This window comes from Microbacterium sp. MMO-35 (assembly GCF_037147555.1).
Lineage (GTDB): Bacteria > Actinomycetota > Actinomycetes > Actinomycetales > Microbacteriaceae > Microbacterium.
Genome location: NZ_JBBCVH010000007.1, coordinates 89,331 through 108,374, shown reverse-complemented (window position 1 = coordinate 108,374; position 19,044 = coordinate 89,331). Strand labels below are relative to the sequence as shown.

General features: G+C 73.2%; 16 protein-coding genes. 11 read left to right on the top strand and 5 right to left on the bottom strand.

Annotation, left to right across the window (positions count from 1 at the left end; genetic code table 11):
- Window positions 1-27: 27 nt before the first annotated feature.
- Complete coding sequence (locus WFJ01_RS14750) at window positions 28-1,506, bottom strand: phytoene desaturase family protein (protein ID WP_336629476.1); 1,479 nt, start codon at window positions 1,504-1,506, stop codon at window positions 28-30.
- A 128-nt stretch (window positions 1,507-1,634) separates the two neighbouring features.
- On the opposite strand from WFJ01_RS14750, the gene WFJ01_RS14745 reads away from it, so the two are divergent.
- Window positions 1,635-2,138 (top strand): hypothetical protein, encoded by a 504-nt coding sequence (locus WFJ01_RS14745; RefSeq protein WP_336629475.1) that lies wholly within the window; start codon window positions 1,635-1,637, stop codon window positions 2,136-2,138.
- Between the two features lie 349 nt (window positions 2,139-2,487).
- Here WFJ01_RS14745 and WFJ01_RS14740 read toward each other — a convergent pair whose 3' ends face one another.
- Together WFJ01_RS14740 and WFJ01_RS14735 are read right to left on the bottom strand one after the other, a co-directional pair.
- Window positions 2,488-3,717 carry an acyl-CoA dehydrogenase family protein gene (locus WFJ01_RS14740; RefSeq protein WP_336629474.1) on the bottom strand — a complete coding sequence of 410 codons (1,230 nt, stop codon included), beginning with the start codon at window positions 3,715-3,717 and terminating at the stop codon, window positions 2,488-2,490.
- A 115-nt stretch (window positions 3,718-3,832) separates the two neighbouring features.
- Window positions 3,833-4,504, bottom strand: a complete 672-nt coding sequence (locus WFJ01_RS14735; RefSeq protein ID WP_251438680.1) for a TetR family transcriptional regulator — start codon at window positions 4,502-4,504, stop codon at window positions 3,833-3,835.
- 198 nt (window positions 4,505-4,702) lie between these two features.
- On the opposite strand from WFJ01_RS14735, the gene sucC reads away from it, so the two are divergent.
- Both sucC and sucD read left to right on the top strand, forming a co-directional pair.
- Entirely contained in the window at window positions 4,703-5,869 is a 1,167-nt protein-coding gene (sucC, locus tag WFJ01_RS14730; RefSeq protein WP_251438679.1) for an ADP-forming succinate--CoA ligase subunit beta, read from the top strand.
- Window positions 5,870-5,896: 27 nt separating this feature from the next.
- Complete coding sequence (gene sucD, locus WFJ01_RS14725) at window positions 5,897-6,799, top strand: succinate--CoA ligase subunit alpha (protein ID WP_251438678.1); 903 nt, start codon at window positions 5,897-5,899, stop codon at window positions 6,797-6,799.
- Between the two features lie 291 nt (window positions 6,800-7,090).
- On the opposite strand, the gene WFJ01_RS14720 is transcribed toward sucD, so the two are convergent.
- Window positions 7,091-8,041 (bottom strand): GlxA family transcriptional regulator, encoded by a 951-nt coding sequence (locus WFJ01_RS14720; protein ID WP_336629473.1) that lies wholly within the window; start codon window positions 8,039-8,041, stop codon window positions 7,091-7,093.
- Window positions 8,042-8,111: 70 nt separating this feature from the next.
- On the opposite strand from WFJ01_RS14720, the gene WFJ01_RS14715 reads away from it, so the two are divergent.
- Window positions 8,112-8,867 (top strand): MBL fold metallo-hydrolase, encoded by a 756-nt coding sequence (locus WFJ01_RS14715; protein ID WP_336629472.1) that lies wholly within the window; start codon window positions 8,112-8,114, stop codon window positions 8,865-8,867.
- A 148-nt stretch (window positions 8,868-9,015) separates the two neighbouring features.
- Here the strand turns inward: WFJ01_RS14715 and WFJ01_RS14710 are convergent, their stop codons facing one another.
- Complete coding sequence (locus WFJ01_RS14710) at window positions 9,016-10,437, bottom strand: NCS2 family permease (RefSeq protein WP_251438675.1); 1,422 nt, start codon at window positions 10,435-10,437, stop codon at window positions 9,016-9,018.
- A gap of 121 nt (window positions 10,438-10,558) precedes the next feature.
- Between WFJ01_RS14710 and WFJ01_RS14705 the strand changes: the two genes are divergently transcribed.
- The 7 genes from WFJ01_RS14705 (at window position 10,559) to WFJ01_RS14675 (ending at window position 19,036) form a co-directional block, all read left to right on the top strand.
- The gene (locus WFJ01_RS14705; RefSeq protein WP_295032861.1) at window positions 10,559-11,815 is read left to right on the top strand and encodes a cell division protein PerM; all 1,257 of its coding nucleotides are present in this window, start codon (window positions 10,559-10,561) and stop codon (window positions 11,813-11,815) included.
- A gap of 67 nt (window positions 11,816-11,882) precedes the next feature.
- On the top strand, window positions 11,883-12,512 hold the full coding sequence (gene purN, locus WFJ01_RS14700) for a phosphoribosylglycinamide formyltransferase (RefSeq protein WP_251438673.1): 630 nt from the start codon (window positions 11,883-11,885) through the stop codon (window positions 12,510-12,512).
- A 23-nt stretch (window positions 12,513-12,535) separates the two neighbouring features.
- Window positions 12,536-14,143, top strand: a complete 1,608-nt coding sequence (gene purH / locus WFJ01_RS14695; protein WP_251438672.1) for a bifunctional phosphoribosylaminoimidazolecarboxamide formyltransferase/IMP cyclohydrolase — start codon at window positions 12,536-12,538, stop codon at window positions 14,141-14,143.
- 193 nt (window positions 14,144-14,336) lie between these two features.
- The gene (locus WFJ01_RS14690; protein ID WP_336629471.1) at window positions 14,337-15,959 is read left to right on the top strand and encodes a DNA-3-methyladenine glycosylase 2 family protein; all 1,623 of its coding nucleotides are present in this window, start codon (window positions 14,337-14,339) and stop codon (window positions 15,957-15,959) included.
- Between the two features lie 35 nt (window positions 15,960-15,994).
- Window positions 15,995-16,501 carry a methylated-DNA--[protein]-cysteine S-methyltransferase gene (locus WFJ01_RS14685; RefSeq protein ID WP_251438670.1) on the top strand — a complete coding sequence of 169 codons (507 nt, stop codon included), beginning with the start codon at window positions 15,995-15,997 and terminating at the stop codon, window positions 16,499-16,501.
- Window positions 16,502-16,607: 106 nt separating this feature from the next.
- Window positions 16,608-17,987, top strand: a complete 1,380-nt coding sequence (locus tag WFJ01_RS14680; protein WP_295035643.1) for a serine hydrolase domain-containing protein — start codon at window positions 16,608-16,610, stop codon at window positions 17,985-17,987.
- Entirely contained in the window at window positions 17,984-19,036 is a 1,053-nt protein-coding gene (locus WFJ01_RS14675; protein WP_295035644.1) for a dipeptidase, read from the top strand. The genes WFJ01_RS14680 and WFJ01_RS14675 overlap by 4 nt, the downstream gene beginning before the upstream one ends.
- Window positions 19,037-19,044: the final 8 nt, after the last annotated feature.

The window sequence follows — 19,044 nt, the reverse complement described above, 5'->3', positions numbered from 1 at the left end:
GGATCCCATCCTGCCGCCCGACAGGCTTCAATCGCCATGGGGCGGACCCGCCTGCGCGGATCCGAACAGGTCTCCGAGGTCGACGCGCTCGCCCGCATCCGCCAGCGCCGTGCGCGCCGCGTGCCAGCCGGCCTGGAAGTTCACCCCGGGGCCGGGCGGGGTCGCCGCGGAGGCGAGATAGACCCCGGGCATCGGCGTGCGCCAGGGGGCGGGCGAGAGCACGGGGCGCACCACGGCCTGGCGCATCGTGAAGGAGCCGCCGAAGATGTCGCCCCCGATCTCGGCGGGATTGAGGTGCACGCGCTCCCGCGCGGGCACCGCGTGGCTCGCCAGGATGCGGTCGCGGAACCCGGGCGCGAAGCGCTCGATCTGCCGCACGACGAGCTCGGTCGGATCCGCGTCCGAGTTCGCCGGCACGTGGATGTACGCCCACAGCGTCTGCTTCCCCGCCGGGGCGCGGGAGTCGTCGAGCACGGAGGGCTGCGCGACCAGCACGTAGGGCCGTTCGGAGACGCGCCCCTGGGCGACGGCGTTCTCGCTCGCCCACACCTCCTCGCGGGTGCCGCCCACGTGCACGGTCGGGGCGAGGGCGACCTCCCGGTTCGTCCACGGCACCGGCCCGTCCAGGGCGAAGTCGACCTTGGCGGCGGCGGGGCCGTAGCGGTAGGCCCGGATCGCCGAGGCGTACCGGGCCGGCACGTCGCGCAGCGTGAGCGCGAGCCGCGGTGCGGTGTTGAGGAACAGCAGATCGCCGCGGTGCGGATCCCCCCAGTCCAGAGCCGAGAGGTCGGCCACGGGGGTGTCCGTGCGGATCGCGCCGCCGTGGGCGCGCAGGTCGTCGGCCAGCGCGTCGGCGATCCGCTGCGCGCCGCCGCGCGGATACGCCCAGCCGCCCGCATGCGCCTGGGCCATGAGCAGGAGCCCGGCCGCGGCCCCGCTGAGCGCGGGCAGCGCCGTGTTCGCGTGCGCGACGACGCCGGCGACCAGCCCGGCCGCCTCGGCGGTGCGGAAGGTGCCCCGGGCCATCATCGATCCCTGTTCCAGCACCCGCAGCCCGTACCGCACCGCCGTGACCGGATCCCGGGGGATCCGCAGCAGCGAGCCGCCGGTGGCGTCGAGCAGGCCCTCGATATGCGTGCTCAGGGGACGCAGCAGTGCGCGCCAGGCCCGGGCGTCCGGCCCGAGCGCGTCGGCGGTGCGCTCGAGGTCGTGCCAGGCGATGCCGGCCCTTCCGTCGTCGAGGGGATGCGCATATGCCGCTTCGGGAATGATCCACTCGACGCGGTCCCGGCCGAAGGCCCGCAGGAACGGCGAGGAGTAGGCCGCGGGGTGCACCGCCGAGCAGACGTCGTGCACGAACCCCGGGAGGGTCGACGCCGCGCTGCGCACGCCGCCGCCGATCGTCGGGGCCGCCTCGAGGACCTCGACGGCATAGCCGGCGCGGGCGAGGGAGACGGCGGCGGCGAGCCCGTTCGGTCCGCTGCCGATGACGGTGGCGCGGGGCATGCCGCCAGTCTGGCACGGAGTCAGAGTCGGAGTCGGAGTCGGAGTCGCGCGCCCGCGTGCGGAGCGCAGACGTGTGCGGAGCGCGGACGTGCAGGTCGCGTGCAGCAGGACGTGGGATCCTGGACGAGATGAACGAAGTCCAGGGCCCGACCCCCACCGGCACCTCCCGTCCCTACAAGTCCCTCGCCGAGGCGCTGCGCGGTCAGCGCATCGATCCGGTGAACCACGACTTCATCCGCGCGATCGTCGAGGCCGTGGGCATCAGCACCTTCATCGACCGCGGTCGCTACATCGAGGCGATCCGGCGCGGCGAGGGGGCGGCGCTGCACATCGGGCGCACCTACACGAACGGCTTCGGCGAGGACGAGCAGGTCGTCGTCGCCGGGCGCGTGCTGCCGCTCGCGCCCAGCGAGGGGCGGGCGCCGTACTTCTACGTCACGCATCCGAGCGAGCTGCAGGGCGCGCCGGCGGGCGTCGCCCGTCCGTCGCGCGCCGCGGGCACCCGCGCCCCGGCGAAGCCCAAGCCGGAGCCGCGCGCCCCGAAGGCGACCCCGCTCGCGGAGCGCGACTACGGCATCTGCGACGTGTGCTTCATGGTGAAGACGCCGTCCGGCGGCTGCGGCTGCGACTAAGTCCCACGCCGTTCTGCAGGGACCCCGCGCCGTTCTGCAGGGAGGCCCGGTCGTTGTGCAGGGAGGCCCGGCTGTTGCGCAAGGAGGCCGCGCCGTTCTGCAGGAGCCCCGGCGCGCATGCCCCGGTGGCCGCCCGTGGAATGGCCGGAATACCGGATCTCGCCCTGCAGAACGGCCCCGGGTCCCTGCACAACGGCCCCGGGTCCCTGCACAACGGCCCCGGGGCCCTGCAGAACGCCACCGGGTCCCTGCACAACGGCCCCGGGGCCCTGCGCAACGTCGGCGGGCCCTGCGCAACTTCCGCGGACCGGGCGGAGCGGGCGTGCGCGCGGATGCGCGCCGACGCCCGTCAGGCGAAGGCGCTCATCCCGGTGATGTCGCGGCCGATGAGCAGCGCCTGCACGCTCTCGGTGCCCTCGTAGGTGTGGATCGCCTCGATGTCGGCCATGTGCTGCATCACGCCGTTCTCGAGCAGGATCCCGTTGCCGCCGAGCAGGTCGCGCGCGGTCTGCGCGATGCGGCGGGCGGCGCGGGTGTTGTGGAACTTCGCCAGCGACGCCTGTGTGGGCCGGAGCGTCCCCACCCCGTCCATGTCGGCCATGCGACGGCAGTACAGCTGCATCGCCGTGAGCTCCTCCAGCATGTGCGTGAGGCGCTCCTGCACCATCTGGAACCTCGCCAGCGGCTTGCCGAACTGGATCCGGGTCTTCGCATAGGCGAGCGCCGCCTCGTAGCAGGCGGTCGCGTGCCCGAGGGCCGACCAGGCCACGCCGGAGCGCGTCGCGTACAGCACGGTGGACGCGTCCTTGAAGCTGTGCGTGCCGGGCAGCACCGCGTCCAGCGGCACGCGCACGTCGTCGAGGCGGATGTGCGCCTGATGGATCCCGCGCAGTGACACCTTGCCGGTGATCACCGTGCCCTGGTAGCCCGGGCGCTCCTGCTCGACGAGGAAGCAGCGCACGGCCCCGTGGTCCTCGGCCCCCTCGTCGACGCGTGCCCACACGAACGTGATGCCGCCGGAGGCGCCGTTGCCGATCCACTTCTTCGCCCCGCGCAGCACCCACTCGTCGCCGTCGCGACGGGCGACCGTCTCGAGCGAGACGGAATCGGATCCGTGGTCGGGCTCGGTGAGGGCGAAGGATCCGAGCACGGAGCCGTCGGCGAGGGGGACGAGCCAGCGCTCCTGCTGCTCGGGGCTGCCGAACAGCGCGAGGGTGCGCAGCGCGAGTCCGCCCTGCACGGCGAGCACGGTGCCGAGGGAGCCGTCGCCGCGTGAGATCTCCATGTTGACCAGGCCCGCCGCGAGCGGGCTCATCCGGGTGAGGGCAGGGTGGTCGATGCCGTCCACGACGAGGTCCATCTCGCCCATGCGGCGGGCGACGTCGAGCGGGTACTCCGCGCGGTCCCAGGCGGCCTGCATGCGTGGGCCGACCTCGTCGACGTAGGCCTGGGCGCGCTCCCAGTGCGCGCGATCGGCGGCCGGGATGTCGGAGAAGACCTCGTAGTAGTCGGTGCCGCCGCGACCGGTCAGGTCGTAGGAGGTGACGGCTTCACCGGGGAAGCGGGCGTCGTTGCTCATGGGGTCTCCGTCCGAGGAGTGAGACTGAGTCTCAGGTTTCATGAGACAGCGTACCGCCATTCGCGAGGCGCGACGAGCATCGGATCCACCGGGGATCCGTCGTGCCGCGCCGCGCTCAGTCCAGTTCGTCGCGCAGGCGGCGGGTGATCTCCGCCATCGGCATGGAACGCGGGAACACGGCCACCACGACCGCGTCCTCGCCGGGCTCCTTCATGCCGTCCGGGTGCACGCCGTACCGGCGCAGCACGTCGTCGAGCGCGCGACGCAGGGCGGCCGCCGAGGTGCGCGATCCGCGGAGCAGCCGGCGCAGCACATGGTTGTGCACGGCGGTGACGAGGGCGGCGAAGCCGACCGCGTCGAGCGGATCCAGATCCGGGAGCGAGCGGCGCAGGTACTCGTCGAACAGGCGCTCGTAGCGGAACACCGCGACGATCTCACGATCGCGCAGGGTGGGCACCTCGCGCACCACCTGATAGCGCAGGCGCGCCAGGTCGGGGTCGGCGGCGAACGCGCGGAACACCATCATCGACGCGTCGCACACCGCGCTCCAGGGATTGGGATGCGCGCGGTCCAGATAGCGGCGCAGCCCCTCCAGGAGCTCCTCGTGGTCGGCGAAGACGACGTCGTCCTTGCCGCCGAACTGGCGGAAGAAGGTGGAACGGGAGATGCCCGCGGCCCGCGCGATCTGCTCGACGGAGGTCGAATCGAAGCCCTGGGCGGAGAACAGCTCGAGCGCCGCACGCACCACGGCGGTGCGGGCGGGCGACACGTCGGCGTGCTCGGTCATAGTAGGAGAGCCTAGTTGTCCGGATCCTGCGCCGGGACTGCCGAGTCACCCGAGGTCTCGGGGGCCGGACAGGTGGCCGGGTCCGCGGTCAGGAAGCGCGATTCCGCGGTAGTAGGCTGGTTGATCGGGTCGAATCACATCGACACCCGACAGAATTCCTGTCGCGTCCCATTCGTCGCAACCAGCGAAGGACTGCACGTGGACCTCTACGAGTACCAGGCACGAGACCTTTTCGAGAAGTACGGAGTGCCGGTCCTCGCCGGCATCGTCGCCGACACCCCCGAGGAGGTGAAGGCAGCGGCGGAGAAGCTCGGCGGAGTGGTCGTCGTCAAGGCGCAGGTCAAGACCGGCGGCCGCGGCAAGGCCGGCGGCGTGAAGGTCGCGAAGAACCCCGACGAGGCGTACGAGGCCGCGAAGGCGATCCTGGGCCTGGACATCAAGGGCCACGTCGTCAAGCGCGTCATGGTCGCCGCCGGCGCCCGCATCGCCCGCGAGTTCTACTTCTCCGTGCTGCTGGACCGCTCCAACCGCTCCTACCTGAGCCTCGCCTCGGTCGAGGGCGGCATGGAGATCGAGCAGCTCGCCGTGGAGAAGCCCGAGGCGCTCGCCCGCGTCGAGGTCAACCCGCTCGAGGGCATCACCCCGGAGAAGGCGCTCGAGATCGCGAAGGCCGGCAACTTCGAGCCGGGCCTCGCCGAGAAGGTCGCCGACGTCTTCGTCAAGCTCTACGAGGTCTACAAGGGCGAGGACGCGACCCTGGTCGAGGTCAACCCGCTCGTGCAGACCGAGGACGGCGACATCATCGCCCTGGACGGCAAGGTCACGCTCGACGACAACGCCTCCGAGGTGCGCCACCCCGAGCACGAGGAGCTCGCCGACAAGGCGACCGAGAACCCGCTCGAGGCCAAGGCCAAGGAGTCGGGCCTGAACTACGTCAAGCTCGACGGCCAGGTCGGCATCATCGGCAACGGCGCGGGCCTGGTCATGTCGACCCTCGACGTCGTCGCCTACGCGGGCGAGAACCACGGCGGCGTGAAGCCGGCGAACTTCCTCGACATCGGCGGCGGCGCGAACGCGCAGGTCATGGCCTCCGGCCTCGACGTGATCCTCGGCGACGAGCAGGTCAAGAGCGTCTTCGTCAACGTCTTCGGCGGCATCACCAGCTGCGTGGCCGTGGCGGAGGGCATCGTCAAGGCGCTCGAGATCCTCGGCGACGCGGCCACCAAGCCGCTCGTCGTGCGCCTCGACGGCAACCAGGTCGAGGAGGGGCGCGCGATCCTCACGGCCGCGAACCACCCGCTCGTCACGCTCGCCGCCACCATGGACGAGGGCGCCGACAAGGCCGCCGAGCTGGCGAACGCCTGACCTTCCGACGAGACAAGGACTAGGAACATGTCTATCTACCTCAACAAGGACTCCAAGGTCATCGTCCAGGGCATCACGGGCGGCGAGGGCACCAAGCACACCGCGCTCATGCTGAAGGCCGGCACCAACGTCGTCGGCGGCGTCAACGCGCGCAAGGCCGGCACCACCGTCTCGCACACCGACAAGGACGGCAACGCCGTCGAGCTGCCGGTGTTCGCCTCGGTCGCCGAGGCCATCGAGAAGACCGGCGCCAACGTGTCCGTCGCCTTCGTGCCGCCGGCGTTCACCAAGGACGCGATGATCGAGGCCATCGACGCCGAGATCCCGCTGCTCGTCGTCATCACCGAGGGCGTGCCCGTCGGCGACTCCGCCGAGGCGTGGGCGTACGCGACCGAGAAGGGCAACAAGACCCGCATCATCGGCCCGAACTGCCCCGGCATCATCACCCCGGGCGAGGCGCTCGCGGGCATCACGCCGGCGAACATCACGGGCAAGGGCCCGATCGGCCTCGTCTCGAAGTCGGGCACCCTGACGTACCAGATGATGTTCGAGCTGCGCGACCTGGGCTTCTCCACCGCCATCGGCATCGGCGGCGACCCGATCATCGGGACCACGCACATCGACGCGCTCGCCGCGTTCGAGGCCGACCCCGAGACCAAGGCGATCGTGATGATCGGCGAGATCGGCGGCGACGCCGAGGAGCGCGCGGCCGAGTTCATCAAGGCCAACGTCACCAAGCCCGTCGTCGGCTACGTCGCGGGCTTCACCGCCCCCGAGGGCAAGACCATGGGCCACGCCGGCGCCATCGTCTCCGGCTCCGCGGGCACCGCCCAGGCGAAGAAGGAGGCCCTCGAGGCCGCCGGGGTCAAGGTCGGCAAGACGCCGTCCGAGACCGCCGCCCTGCTGCGCGAGGTGTTCGCCGCGCTGTAAGCAGCCGCCGATCGAAGGGCCCCGGGCGGATCTGCCCGGGGCCCTTCGTCGTGCCGTCCGGTGAAGCCCGGAGAGCGCTCCGGCCCGCCGGGAAGAGGTGAATCGACCGAGATCGGGCGGATCTGGCGGGATCCGCCTGATCTCGGTCGATGGTCCTGATCTGGGGGCAGGGGGCGGGGCAGGAGGCGGGCAGGAGGCGGGGCAGGACGGGCAGGAGGCGGGCAGGAGGCGGGGCAGGAGGCGGGCCGGGACGGGCGGGACTCCGCCAGCCGGAAGCCCACGGCGCGACGGTCAGGCGGGGCCGGCGAACGCCCGGCGGTGCGCGCCAGGGGTGGTGCCGAAGCGCGCGCGGAAGTGGTGGCGCAGGGTCACGGCGCTGCCGAAGCCGGTGCGGTGCGCGACGGCCTCGACGGGCAGATCCGAGGCCTCCAGCAGCCGCCGCGCCTCGTCCAGGCGGCGCTGCAGCAGCCAGTCGCCGGGGCTGCTGCCGGTGCGGTCGCGGAAGCGCCGGGTGAACGTGCGGCGGGACAGATGCACGGCGCCCGCCCAGGCGTCGAGGGGCGCCGGGGTGTCGAGCCGCTCGAGCGCCCAGGCGATGGCACGGTCGATCTCGTCGCCGTCCCGGTCGGCGGCGAGCGGGCGGGAGAGGAACTGCGCCTGGGATCCCTCGCGGTGCGGCGCCATCACGAGCGAGCGGGCCAGGTCGGCGGCGACGGCGCTGCCCTGCTCCGTGCGCACGACGTGCAGGCAGCAGTCCAGGGCGGCTGCCACGCCGGCGGAGGTCACGACGTCGCCGAGGTCGGTCCACAGCGCCTCGCACCGCACCGTGAGCTCGGGGTGGCGCGCGGCGAGCTGCGGGCCCGCGGACCAGTGCGTGGAGACCTCCCTGCCCTGCGCGATGCCGCTCGCGGCCACCACGAAAGCGCCGAGGCACAGGCCGAGCACCTTCGCCCCGTGCGCGTGCGCCGTGCGGACCGCGTGCAGGAGCTCGGCGCTCGGCACCAGATCCGGATCCCAGCTCGGCAGCACGACGAGATCCGCGGTCGCGAGGAGGTCCAGCCCGTCGGTCACCAGGAGGTCGAGCCCGGCGGCGGTGCGGACGGCTCCGGGGTGCTCCGCGACGGTGACGACGCGGTAGGCGGCCTCGACCGAGCGGACGCCGACCCCGCCGAAGACCATCAGCGGGACGGAGAGGTGGAAGGGGCTGATCCCGGGGAACGCGAGGACGGCGGCGGTGCGCATGGCCCGATCTTATCGAAAGGTGTCATCGGGGCCACTCCCACGCCGTCTACCGGCTCGGCACGATGGATCCATGACCCAGAACCCTCTGACCCTCACCCTCGTCGGCGGACCGACCGCCGTGATCGACTACGCCGGCCTGCGTCTGCTCACGGATCCCACCTTCGACGCCCCGCAGACCTATCCGGGCGGCATCCCGCTGCACAAGCTCACCGGCCCCGCCCTCGACGCCGAGGCGGTGGGCGAGATCGATGCGGTCCTGCTCTCGCACGACCAGCATCCGGACAACCTCGACGAGGCGGGGCGGGCCTTCCTGCCGCGCGCGGGCGTCGTGCTCTCCACCCCGGAGGCCGAGGATCGGGTGGCAGGGGTCACCGGGCTCGCGCCATGGCAGACCCACCGCATCGGCGACGTGGAGATCACGGCGGTGCCGGCGCTGCACGGGCCGGAGGGCGCCGAGGAGCTGTCCGGCACGGTGACCGGCTTCGTGCTGAGCGCACCGGGGGAGCGGGTCGTCTACGTCTCGGGCGACAACGCCTCGGTCGCGCTCGTCACGGCCATCGCGGAGCGGATCGGGCGCATCGACGTCGCGGTGCTCTTCGCCGGTGCGGCGAACGTCGGCCGCTTCGGCGACGCCGACCTCACCCTCAACGCGCGCACCGCGGTCGAGGCGGCGCGCGAGCTCGGCGACGCCGTGATCGTGCCCGTGCACGCCGAGGGCTGGCACCACTTCTCCGAGACCCGCGAGCGGCTCGTGCGGGAGTTCGGCTACGCGGGCCTGTCCGACCGGCTGCGCGTGCCGGAGGCAGGCGTCCCGCTCCCGCTCTGAGCCCCGGGACGCGGTGCACCGCCGGGCGCACGTCGAAGCCCCCTCTGCGCACCGAGGCCCCCTCCCCGAAACGTTCCGGGGAGGGGGCCTCGATGCTGCGAGGGGGCCTCGACGGATCTGGGCGGATCCGGGCGCGGCCGGCGGATCCTCAGGCGCCGAGCAGCGCCTCGATGGGGCCGCGGGCGAAGAACAGCACGAACCCGATGCCGACCGCCCACAGCAGCGGATGGATCGTCTTCGCGCGGCCGGTGAGGGCGTTCACGACGATCCAGCTGACGAAGCCGGCGCCGATGCCGTTGGCGATCGAGTAGGTCATCGGCATGACCGTGACGGTGAGGAACACGGGCAGCAGGACGCGGAAGTCGGTCAGGTCGATGTTCTTGATCTGCGACAGCATCATCGCGCCGACGAGCACGAGCGCCGCCGCCGCGACCGCGCTCGGGACCAGGGCGGTGAGCGGCGTGAAGAACATCGCGAGCAGGAACAGCACGCCGGTGACGGTGGTCGCGAGGCCCGTGCGCGCGCCCTCGCCGATGCCCGCGCCGGACTCGACGAACACGGTCGCGGACGAGGACGACGTGCCCCCGCCGACGATCGCGCCGACGCCCTCGACGACGAGCGCCGACTTGATGCGCGGGAAGTCGCCCTTCTCGTTCGCCAGGTCGGCCTCCTTCGCGAGACCGGTCATCGTGCCCATCGCGTCGAAGAAGTTCGAGAACAGCAGCGTGAAGACGAACATCACCAGGGTGACGCCGCCGACCTTCGCGAGGTCGAAGCCGAAGTCGACCCGCCCGATCAGGCTGAGGTCGGGGATGCTCACGATGCTGCCCGAGAAGCCGAAGTTCAGCCCGAACGGCCAGATCAGGTTGAGGATCGCGGCGAGCACGGTTCCGCCCACGAGCGCGATCAGGATCGCCCCCTTGACCCGCAGGGCGATGAGCACCCCGCCGATCAGCAGGGTGAGCACGAACAGCAGCGTGGGGATCGAGGCGACGGATCCGCCGACGCCGAGGTCGACCGGCGGGGAGGGCTGCTTGGTCGAGGTGACGAAGCCCGCGTTCACGAAGCCGATGAAGGCGATGAAGAGGCCGATGCCGACCGTGATGGCGAGCTTGAGCTGCACGGGAACGGCGTCGAAGATGAGCTTGCGCAGTCCGGTCGCGGCGAGCAGGACGATGATGAGGCCGTTGATCATCACCAGTGCCATCGCCTCGGGCCAGGTGACCGACTTCACGACCGTGAACGCGAGGAACGCGTTGATGCCGAGCCCGGCCGCGAAGGCGAAGGGCAGCCGGGCGACGAGCCCGAACAGGATCGTCATCACGCCCGCGGTCAGCGCCGTGGCGGCGGCGACGGCAGTGCCGGGGAGGGTGTGGCCGGCGACGTCGGGCGTGGCCAGGATGATCGGGTTGAGGATCACGATGTAGGCCATCGTCACGAAGGTGACGATGCCGCCGCGGACCTCGGTGCCGAGGGTGGATCCGCGTCGGGTGATCTCGAAGAACCGGTCGAGGGCGTTCTTCGGCTCCGCGGCGGTCTGGTCGGTCGTGGGCGGGGGGACTGTTGTCATGGGGGACCTCCGCGGAAAACCGTATCGCGTCGCGGATGTCGTCCGTGTGTCGCGCTGCGGGCGGCGTCGCCCGCGTGCCCGCAGGGGAGCGCGGAGGGGAGGACGTAGGCTCGAAACCGTCATGCAACGCCTCCTCATCGTGCTCCTGGCGGCGGTCGACGCCGTGGTCGCGGCCGCGATCGGCCTCGCCCTGCTGCTCGCCCCGCTCACCGTGATCTGGGCGGTGGCGTTCGGGCAGCGCGCCGACTGGGGGGCGCTGTGGCCGACGACGGCGACGCTGTGGCAGTTCGGCCACGGGGTGCCGCTGACGGTCGCCCTGCCCGACGCGCTGGTGCGATCGACCGGACTGGATCCCTCCGCCGCGCGTTTCGTCCTGTCGGTCGCCCCGCTGCTGCTGCTCTGCTTCACGGCGATCTTCGCGGCGCGTTCCGGCCGCCGCGCGGCACTCGCCGGATCCTGGCCCAGCGGCGTGATCAGCGGCACGGTCGTCTTCGCGGCGATCTCCGCCGGCGCCGCGCTCACGGGCGCGCTCGGGGCGGTGCAGACCCCGTTGTGGACGGCGGTGCTCTTCCCGCCGCTCGTCTTCCTCTGCGGTGCGCTCGCCGGCGCGATCGCCACCGCGTGGGGCGAGGGCGACGGAGGCCTCGTTGACCGGGTGCAGGACGCCCTCGACCGCCACCCCGACTGGGCGCACACGCCGGGCGACATCGTACGAGGGGCGGCCGTCGCGGTCGCCGGCGTCGTCGGTGCGGCCGCGGTCGTCGTGGCCGTCGCGGCGCTGGTGCGGGGCGGTCAGGTCGTCGCGCTGTTCGAGGCCCTGCGCGCCGACGGGCTCGGCGTCGTGGTGATCGGGCTCGCACAGCTCGCCTACGTCCCCACGCTCGTCGCGTGGGCCGTCGCCTGGATCGCAGGCCCCGGCTTCTCGATCGGCGCCGGCACCGCCGTGTCTCCGGCGGGCACCGCGCTCGGAGTGGTCCCCGGAGTCCCGGCGCTGGGCCTCGTGCCGGACAGCTCCTCGCCGTGGTTCCTCATCATCGTGCTCGTGCCGATCGCCGCGGGCGCCCTCGCCGGCTGGCTCATCCGCTCGCAGCAGGTCGCCGCCGGGGCCGAGGCCCCTTTCGGCCCCCGCGCCGCGACGGCGGCGGGCATCGCGGTGCTGGCCGGGGGAGCGGGCGCCCTGCTCGCGGCGCTGTCGCGCGGATCCCTCGGGCCGGGGCGGCTCGCCGTCGCGGGGCCGGATCCGGGACCGGTGGCGCTCGCGCTCGGGCTCGAGGTCCTCGTCGGCGCCGGCATCCTGCTCCTCGCCCCTCGCCGCCGCGGTCCGCTCGACGCCGCCTGGCTCGACGACGAGGACGCGCTCCGCTCCGACCGCGTATGAGCGCGGCGCCTCCGCGGCCCGTCGCCCGCGACGACTCGCCACGGCGGACACCCCCTAGACTGTTCGGGTGCTGACGGTCGCCGTACTCATCTCGGGCACCGGCTCGAATCTTCGTGCCCTCCTCGACGCGGCCGACGACCCCGGATTCCCGGCCCGCGTCATCGTGATCGGGGCGGACCGGGAGGCCGACGGGCTCGCCCACGCCGAGGCTTTCGGGATCCCCTCGTTCGTCGTGCCATGGGAGGCCTTCGCCACCAGGGAGGAGTGGGGCGCCGAGCTCGACGCGCAGCTGAAGGTCTGGAACCCCGACCTGATCGTGCTGTCCGGCCTCATGCGCCTGCTACCGCACGACGTCGTGGCGGCCTGGGCGCCGAACATCATCAACACGCATCCCGCCTACCTGCCCGAGTTCCCCGGGGCGCACGGCGTGCGTGACGCGATCGCCGCGGGCGTGAGCGAGACCGGAGCCAGCGTGATCGTGGTCGACGACGGCGTCGACAGCGGACCGATCCTCGCGCAGGAGCGCGTGGCGGTGCACGAGGGCGACACCGAGTCCGCGCTGCACGAGCGCATCAAGCCCGTCGAGCGGCGCCTGCTGATCGACGTCGTCCGCCGCATCGCCGAGGGCGAGCTCGACCTCGGCGCACGCCCCCCTGCTCGGGACGCGCACCGGCCGCAGGCCGGCGACGCGACCTGACGCCAACCCGGAAGGAAACCCCGATGGCCGGTCCCGCCCACGACCCGTCCCTCTACCGTCCCCGCGATGCGGTGCGCATCCGCCGCGCTCTCGTCTCCGTGAGCGACAAGACCGGTCTCGTCCCCCTCGCGCAGGCGCTGGCCGACAACGGCATCGAGATCGTGTCGACCGGATCCACCGCCCAGACCATCCGTGCCGCGGGGCTCGACGTCACCGATGTGGCGGCCGTCACAGGCGTCGCCGAGATGCTCGACGGCCGCGTGAAGACGCTGCACCCGTCGATCCACGGGGCCGTGCTGGCCGACCTGCGGCTGGAGGACCACGAGCAGCAGCTCGCCGAGCTCGGGATCAGCCCGTTCGAGCTCGTCGTGGTGAACCTCTACCCGTTCGTGGAGACCGTCGCCTCGGGCGCGGTCGGCGACGACGTCGTGGAGCAGATCGACATCGGCGGCCCGGCGATGGTGCGCGCGGCGGCGAAGAACCACGCCAACGTCGCGATCGTCGTCTCGCCCGAGTCCTACCCGTCGCTGCTGCGCGCCCTCGAGGAGGGCGGCACCACTCTCGCGCAGCGCCGCGAGTTCGCCGCGCGCGCCTTCGCGCACACGGCCGCCTACGACACGGCCGTCGCGCAGTGGTTCTCCGACGGCACCCTGTCCAGCGACACCGAGCTGCCGGAGCACCTCACCATCTCGGCGTCGCGCCTGGCCACCCTGCGGTACGGCGAGAACTCGCACCAGCGCGCCGCGATCTACACGCGCGCGGGCGGGCACGGCATCGCCCAGGCCACGCAGCTGCAGGGCAAGGAGATGTCGTACAACAACTACGTCGACGCCGACGCCGCCCTGCGCGCGGCCTACGACATGGTGCACCCCGCGGTCGCCATCATCAAGCACGCCAACCCGTGCGGCATCGCGACGACGGCGCCGAACGCGCTGGATCCCATCGCGAGCGCGCACCTGCGCGCGCACGAGTGCGACCCCGTGTCCGCGTACGGCGGCGTGATCGCGGCGAACGGCACCGTGACGCTGAAGATGGCGGAGAACCTGAAGGACATCTTCACCGAGGTCATCGTCGCCCCCGCGTTCGAGCCGGCGGCGCTCGAGGTGTTCAAGGCGAAGAAGAACCTCCGCCTGCTGCAGCTGCCCGACGACTGGCAGCAGGAGCGCATGGACGTGCGCCTCGTCTCCGGCGGACTGCTGCTGCAGGACGCGGACCGGTTCCCGGACGACATCGTCTCGGTCGCCGCGAACTGGGAGCTCGTCTCGGGCGAGCGCCCCGACGATCTGGAGATGGAGAACCTCATCTTCGCCTGGAAGGCGTGCCGCGCGGTGAAGTCGAACGCGATCGTGCTCGCCAAGGCGAACGCGACGGTCGGCGTCGGCATGGGGCAGGTCAACCGGGTCGACTCCTGCCGTCTCGCCGTCGAGCGCGCGGGCGACCGCGCGGCCGGATCCGTCGCCGCCTCCGACGCGTTCTTCCCGTTCGCGGACGGCGCCCAGGTGCTCATCGACGCCGGTGTCACGGCGATCGTGCAGCCGGGCGGATCGGTGCGGGACGAGGAGGTCGTGGACGCGGCGCGCAAGGCCGGCGTGACGATGTTCTTCACCGGGGAGCGGCACTTCTTCCACTGAGCCGGAGGTCTCCACGGCTCCCAGCCGGCCCGCACTCTGCAGGACGATCGCACGTTTGCAGGATGGATCCGCGGATCCTGTCCTGCAGACGTGCGATCGTCCTTTTCTCTTGAGCCGAGAGGACCGGGCGGGAGCGCACTGTCATGTCCGATTTCCGCGAGCCTGCGGGAATCGGACATGACAGGGTGGAGGCATGAGCCTTCCCGCGATGACCTTCGACGAGCGGTACCGCGCCATCGACGCGCGGGACACCCGCTTCGACGGGCAGTTCGTCACGGCCGTGCGCTCGACCGGGATCTACTGCCGGCCGAGCTGTCCGGCCCGCACGCCCCGGCCCGAGAACGTCACGTTCTTCCCCACCAGCGCCGCCGCGCACGAGGCCGGATACCGCGCATGCAAGCGGTGCCTGCCCGAGGCGGCGCCCGGATCGCCGGAGTGGAACCTGCGCGGCGACGTCGTGGCCCGCGCGATGCGGCTCATCGCCGACGGCGTCGTCGAGCGCGAGGGCGTGCCGGGGCTCGCCGCGCGGCTCGGCTACTCCTCGCGCCACCTCACCCGGCTGCTCGCCGCCGAGCTCGGGGCGGGCCCGCTCGCGCTCGCCCGCGCCCACCGTGCGCACACCGCGCGGATGCTCCTCGTCGGCACCGACCTGGCGATCGCCGACGTCGCGTTCTCGGCGGGGTTCGCGAGCGTGCGCCAGTTCAACGACACGGTGCGCGAGGTATTCGGCCTGACCCCGGGGGAGCTGCGCGCGCGCCGCCACGGCCGCGACGAGCGGACCGCCGCCGCGCCGGGCGAGATCGGCCTGCTGCTGCCGTACCGGGCGCCGTTCGACGCCGCAGGGCTGTTCGCGTGGATGCGGGCGCGGGCGCTGCCCGGGGTGGAGGAGGCCGGCGAGCGCTTCTTCCGCAGGAACCTGCGGCTGGACGGCGGACCGGGATGGTTCGAGCTGCGCCTCGACGACGCCGACCGGCTGCATCTGCGGGCGGGGCTGACGGGTCTCGGCGACCTCGCGCCGGTCGTCGCCCGCGCCCGGAGGCTCTTCGACCTCGACGCCGATCCGCAGGCCGTGGACGCCGCGCTGTCCGCGCACGCCCCGCTCGCGCCGCTCGTCGCCCGGGTCCCGGGCATCCGGGTGCCGGGGGCCGCGGATCCGCACGAGATGCTCATCCGCACGATGGTCGGACAGCAGGTCACCGTCGCGGCGGCGCGCACCGCGCTGGCCCGGCTGGCCGAGGAGCTGGGGGAGCGGATCGGATCCGACAGCTCGTTCCCGTCGCAGAAGACGTCGTCCTCCGCCGCGGATTCGGACGACTTCGGCGACGGGAACGCGGCGGACGACCCGGAGTCGCGGATCCTGTTCCCGACGATGGCGGCGATCGCCGAGCACGGGCACGAGGTGCTGCGCGGACCTGCCGCGCGGATCAGGGCCGTCACCGGCGCCGCGGCCGCCCTCGCCGACGGCTCGCTCCGGCTCACGCTCGCGGACGACGGCGCGGAGCAGCGCAGGGCGCTCCTCGCGATGCCGGGGATCGGACCGTGGACCGCCGACTACGTGCGGATGCGGGTGCTCGGGGATCCCGACGTGTTCCTGCCCGGCGACGTGGCCGCGCGCGCCGGGGCCGGCGGCGCCGGGCTCCCGGCGGAGGCCGGCCCCCTGGACGCGTGGGCGGCCCGCACGGCCCCCTGGCGCAGCTACCTCACCGCGCACCTCTGGCGCGCGGTGCCCGCGAAGGGCGCCCGGAGCGGCCGGCCGGAGGCGCCGGGCGCCGGTTCGCCGGGCGCCTCCGCGCCGCGTCCCGCCTCACGCCGATGACCCCACCCACCCCCTCGACCACGGAGAGCCCGAGAATGACCGCCATCATCCAGACCATCGCCACCCCCGACGGCCCGTTCACGATCCTCGCGGATGCACAGGACCGCGTGCTCGCGTCCGGATGGACCGCCGACCGCGACGCCATCCTGCACCGTCTCGCCGACCGGAACCGCCCGGCCGACGTCGTCGCCGGGACCACCCGGGCGGCCGCCGCGGTCGACGCGTACTACGCGGGCGACCTCGCCGCGATCGACGCCGTCGAGGTGCACCAGTCCGGCACCGGGATGCAGGACGCCGGGTGGGACGCCCTGCGGCGGATCGCGCCGGGCGCGCCGCTGACCTACACCGGGTTCGCCGCCGCGCTCGGCCGGCCGGGGGCCGTGCGCCCCGCCGCCTCGATCTGCGCCCGCAACGCCGCAGCGCTGTTCGTGCCGTGCCATCGGGTGCTGCGCGTGGACGGGACGCTCGGCGGGTTCGCCTGGGGCGAGGACGTGAAGCGCCGGCTGCTGGATCGGGAGGCCGCCCAGGCGATCCGCGCCTGAGCGCTGGCGGTCCCGACGATCCGGGATGGTCCCGCTGGTGCGGATCGACGAATCGGGAGCCCTCGGAGCGCTCTAGCCTCGACCTGAGCCGACGTCGAGGAGGACCATGCCCGAGCTCGCCACCGTCCAGGCCTGGATCGAGGAGCACCTTCCCGCGCTGATGGCACGCCATCGCGTGCCCGCCGTCTCCCTGGCGATCGGCGCCGGAGACGCGACGTTCGTCTGGGCCGGGGGGATCCTCCACCGCGGCACCGGCGTCACGGCCGACCCCGGATCCGTGTTCCAGATCGGATCCGTCACGAAGGTGCTCACGGCCACACTGGTCCTGCAGCTCGTCGAGGAGGGGGTGCTGGATCCGGACGCCCCGGTGCGGAGCATCCTCCCGGGGTTCCGCGTCCTGGACGACGACGCGTCGGCGACGATCACGACGCGCCAGCTGCTCAGCCACACAGCCGGTTTCGAGGGCGACGTGTTCGTCGACACGGGCGACGGCGACGACGCCCTGGCGCGCTATGTCGGCCTCCTCGCGCAGACGCCGCAGCTCTTCGCGCCCGGGGAGATGTTCTCGTACAACAACGCGGGGTTCTCCACGCTCGGGCGCATCGTCGAGGTGCTCCGCGGGGCGCCGTACGAGCGGGTGCTGCGCGATCGCCTGCTCGCGCCCCTGGGGCTGCGTCACGCGGCGGTGGACGCCTCCGAGGCGATCCTGCATCGTGCCGCCGTGGGGCACCTGCGCCAGGACGACGGCGAGTTCGCCCCGACCGCGGTCTGGGCGATGGAACGCGCGGGGGCGGCGGCAGGTTCGCGGCTCGCGATGAGTGCGGCCGATCTGCTCGCATTCGCCCGGCTGCATCTGCGCGCCGGGGTCGCCCGGGACGGCACCCGCCTGCTCTCCCGGGAGGGAGCGGAGGCGATGCGCACCCCGCAGATCCTCCTGCCCGACATCGACCAGGGAGCCGCCTGGGGGCTCGGCTGGGAGCTGTTCGACCGCGCGGGGCGCCTGATCCCGGGCCACGACGGGAACACGATCGGGCAGTCGGCGTGCCTGCGGCTGCTGCCGGAGCAGGACGCGGCGATCGCCGTGCTCGCCAACGGCGGCGACCCCCATCCCGTGTTCGCGGCGCTCGTGGACGTCGTGCTCGAGGAGCTCGCCGGCATCGCGGCGAAGCCCGCTCCCGCTCCCTCCGGTGCCGTGCCGGCGGACGCCGACCGCTTCGTCGGCCGGTACGCGTCGAGCACCGCGCTCACCACGATCAGCCGCACCGCGGACGGCCGGGTGTGGCTCGACCGCGTCCCGCACGGCGTGGTCGCCGACCTCGGCGACCTGCCGTTCCGCACGGAGCTGGTGGGCTGGCGCGGAGACGTGCTCCTGCCGGTGGAGACCGACGGCGGGATGCGGCAGCCCGTCGCCTTCCTCGGCGACGACGGCGCCGGCCGCGCCCTGTTCCTGCACACCGGCCGCGCCGACCGGCGGGTGGCGTCATGACGCCGTCGCGCGCCGCCGAGGCGCTGCACCATCGCGCGGTCGTCGCGGACGCGCACAACGACCTGCTCTGCGCGGTCGTCGCCCGTCCTCCGGAGCTGTGGGGCGCGTTCTTCCGGGAGCGCTGGCTGCCGCAGCTCGTGGCGGGCGGGGTCGACCTGCAGGTGCTCCCGGTGTTCGTCGAAGACCCGTATCGTCCCGAGGGGGCGCTGCGCCGCACGCTGCGCATGATCGAGGCGGCGCACCGTCTGGCCGAGGAGAACGCCGGACGCGTGGCCCTGTGCCGCACCGGGGCGGAGGTCGACCGCACGATCGCGGACGGCCGGATCGCGCTGGTGCTCGCCCTCGAGGGCATGCCGGGGCTGTACGGCGACGTCGAGCTCCTCGCCACGATGCACCGGCTCGGCGTGCGCGTCGGCTCGCTCACGCATGTGGGACGCGGCGCGTTCGCGGACGGGTCGGGCGAGGATGCGGCCCGCAGCCGCCTGACCGCGGCCGGCGTCGCCGCGGTCCAGGAGATGGAGCGCATCGGGATGCTCGTCGACCTCAGCCATCTCGGCGCCGCGGGGGTCTCGCACGTCCTGGAGATCGCGACCCGACCGGTGATCGCGACGCACTCCTCGGCGCGGGCGCTGCGCGACCACCACCGCAACCTCCCCGACGACCAGCTCGTGGCGATCGCGGCGGGCGGAGGGGTGGTCTGCGCCAACTTCTTCGCCCCGTTCCTCGACGACGGGCACCCCACGATCGACCGGCTCGTCGACCACCTGGAGCACATCGCCGCCGTCGCGGGTGTGGAGCACACCGGGATCGGCCCGGACTTCGTGCAGGAGGTCATCGCGGAGACCACCCCGCCCTGCTGCACCGTCACCGAGGTGCAGGGGGTGCCGGCCGACATCTATCTCCCGGGGCTGGAGGGCCCGCGGGGACTCCCGCTGCTCACGGACGCGCTGCTGCGCCGCGGGTGGCCGGAGGCCGATATCCTCGGCGTGCTCGGCGGGAACGTGCAGCGGCTGTTCCGCCGCGAACTCGGCGTGCCCGGCGGACGATGAGCGGCCAG

What these genes read in the sequence shown, in the direction of transcription:
- WFJ01_RS14715 (WP_336629472.1), top strand. Translation starts at nt 8,112, where the DNA reads ATGACCCAGAACCCTCTGACCCTCACCCTCGTCGGCGGACCGACCGCC.
- WFJ01_RS14735 (WP_251438680.1), bottom strand. Translation starts at nt 4,504, where the DNA reads ATGACCGAGCACGCCGACGTGTCGCCCGCCCGCACCGCCGTGGTGCGT.
- WFJ01_RS14750 (WP_336629476.1), bottom strand. Translation starts at nt 1,506, where the DNA reads ATGCCCCGCGCCACCGTCATCGGCAGCGGACCGAACGGGCTCGCCGCC.
- WFJ01_RS14710 (WP_251438675.1), bottom strand. Translation starts at nt 10,437, where the DNA reads ATGACAACAGTCCCCCCGCCCACGACCGACCAGACCGCCGCGGAGCCG.
- WFJ01_RS14690 (WP_336629471.1), top strand. Translation starts at nt 14,337, where the DNA reads ATGAGCCTTCCCGCGATGACCTTCGACGAGCGGTACCGCGCCATCGAC.
- WFJ01_RS14705 (WP_295032861.1), top strand. Translation starts at nt 10,559, where the DNA reads ATGCAACGCCTCCTCATCGTGCTCCTGGCGGCGGTCGACGCCGTGGTC.
- WFJ01_RS14680 (WP_295035643.1), top strand. Translation starts at nt 16,608, where the DNA reads ATGCCCGAGCTCGCCACCGTCCAGGCCTGGATCGAGGAGCACCTTCCC.
- sucD (WP_251438678.1), top strand. Translation starts at nt 5,897, where the DNA reads ATGTCTATCTACCTCAACAAGGACTCCAAGGTCATCGTCCAGGGCATC.
- WFJ01_RS14740 (WP_336629474.1), bottom strand. Translation starts at nt 3,717, where the DNA reads ATGAGCAACGACGCCCGCTTCCCCGGTGAAGCCGTCACCTCCTACGAC.
- WFJ01_RS14745 (WP_336629475.1), top strand. Translation starts at nt 1,635, where the DNA reads ATGAACGAAGTCCAGGGCCCGACCCCCACCGGCACCTCCCGTCCCTAC.
- WFJ01_RS14720 (WP_336629473.1), bottom strand. Translation starts at nt 8,041, where the DNA reads ATGCGCACCGCCGCCGTCCTCGCGTTCCCCGGGATCAGCCCCTTCCAC.
- purH (WP_251438672.1), top strand. Translation starts at nt 12,536, where the DNA reads ATGGCCGGTCCCGCCCACGACCCGTCCCTCTACCGTCCCCGCGATGCG.
- WFJ01_RS14685 (WP_251438670.1), top strand. Translation starts at nt 15,995, where the DNA reads ATGACCGCCATCATCCAGACCATCGCCACCCCCGACGGCCCGTTCACG.
- WFJ01_RS14675 (WP_295035644.1), top strand. Translation starts at nt 17,984, where the DNA reads ATGACGCCGTCGCGCGCCGCCGAGGCGCTGCACCATCGCGCGGTCGTC.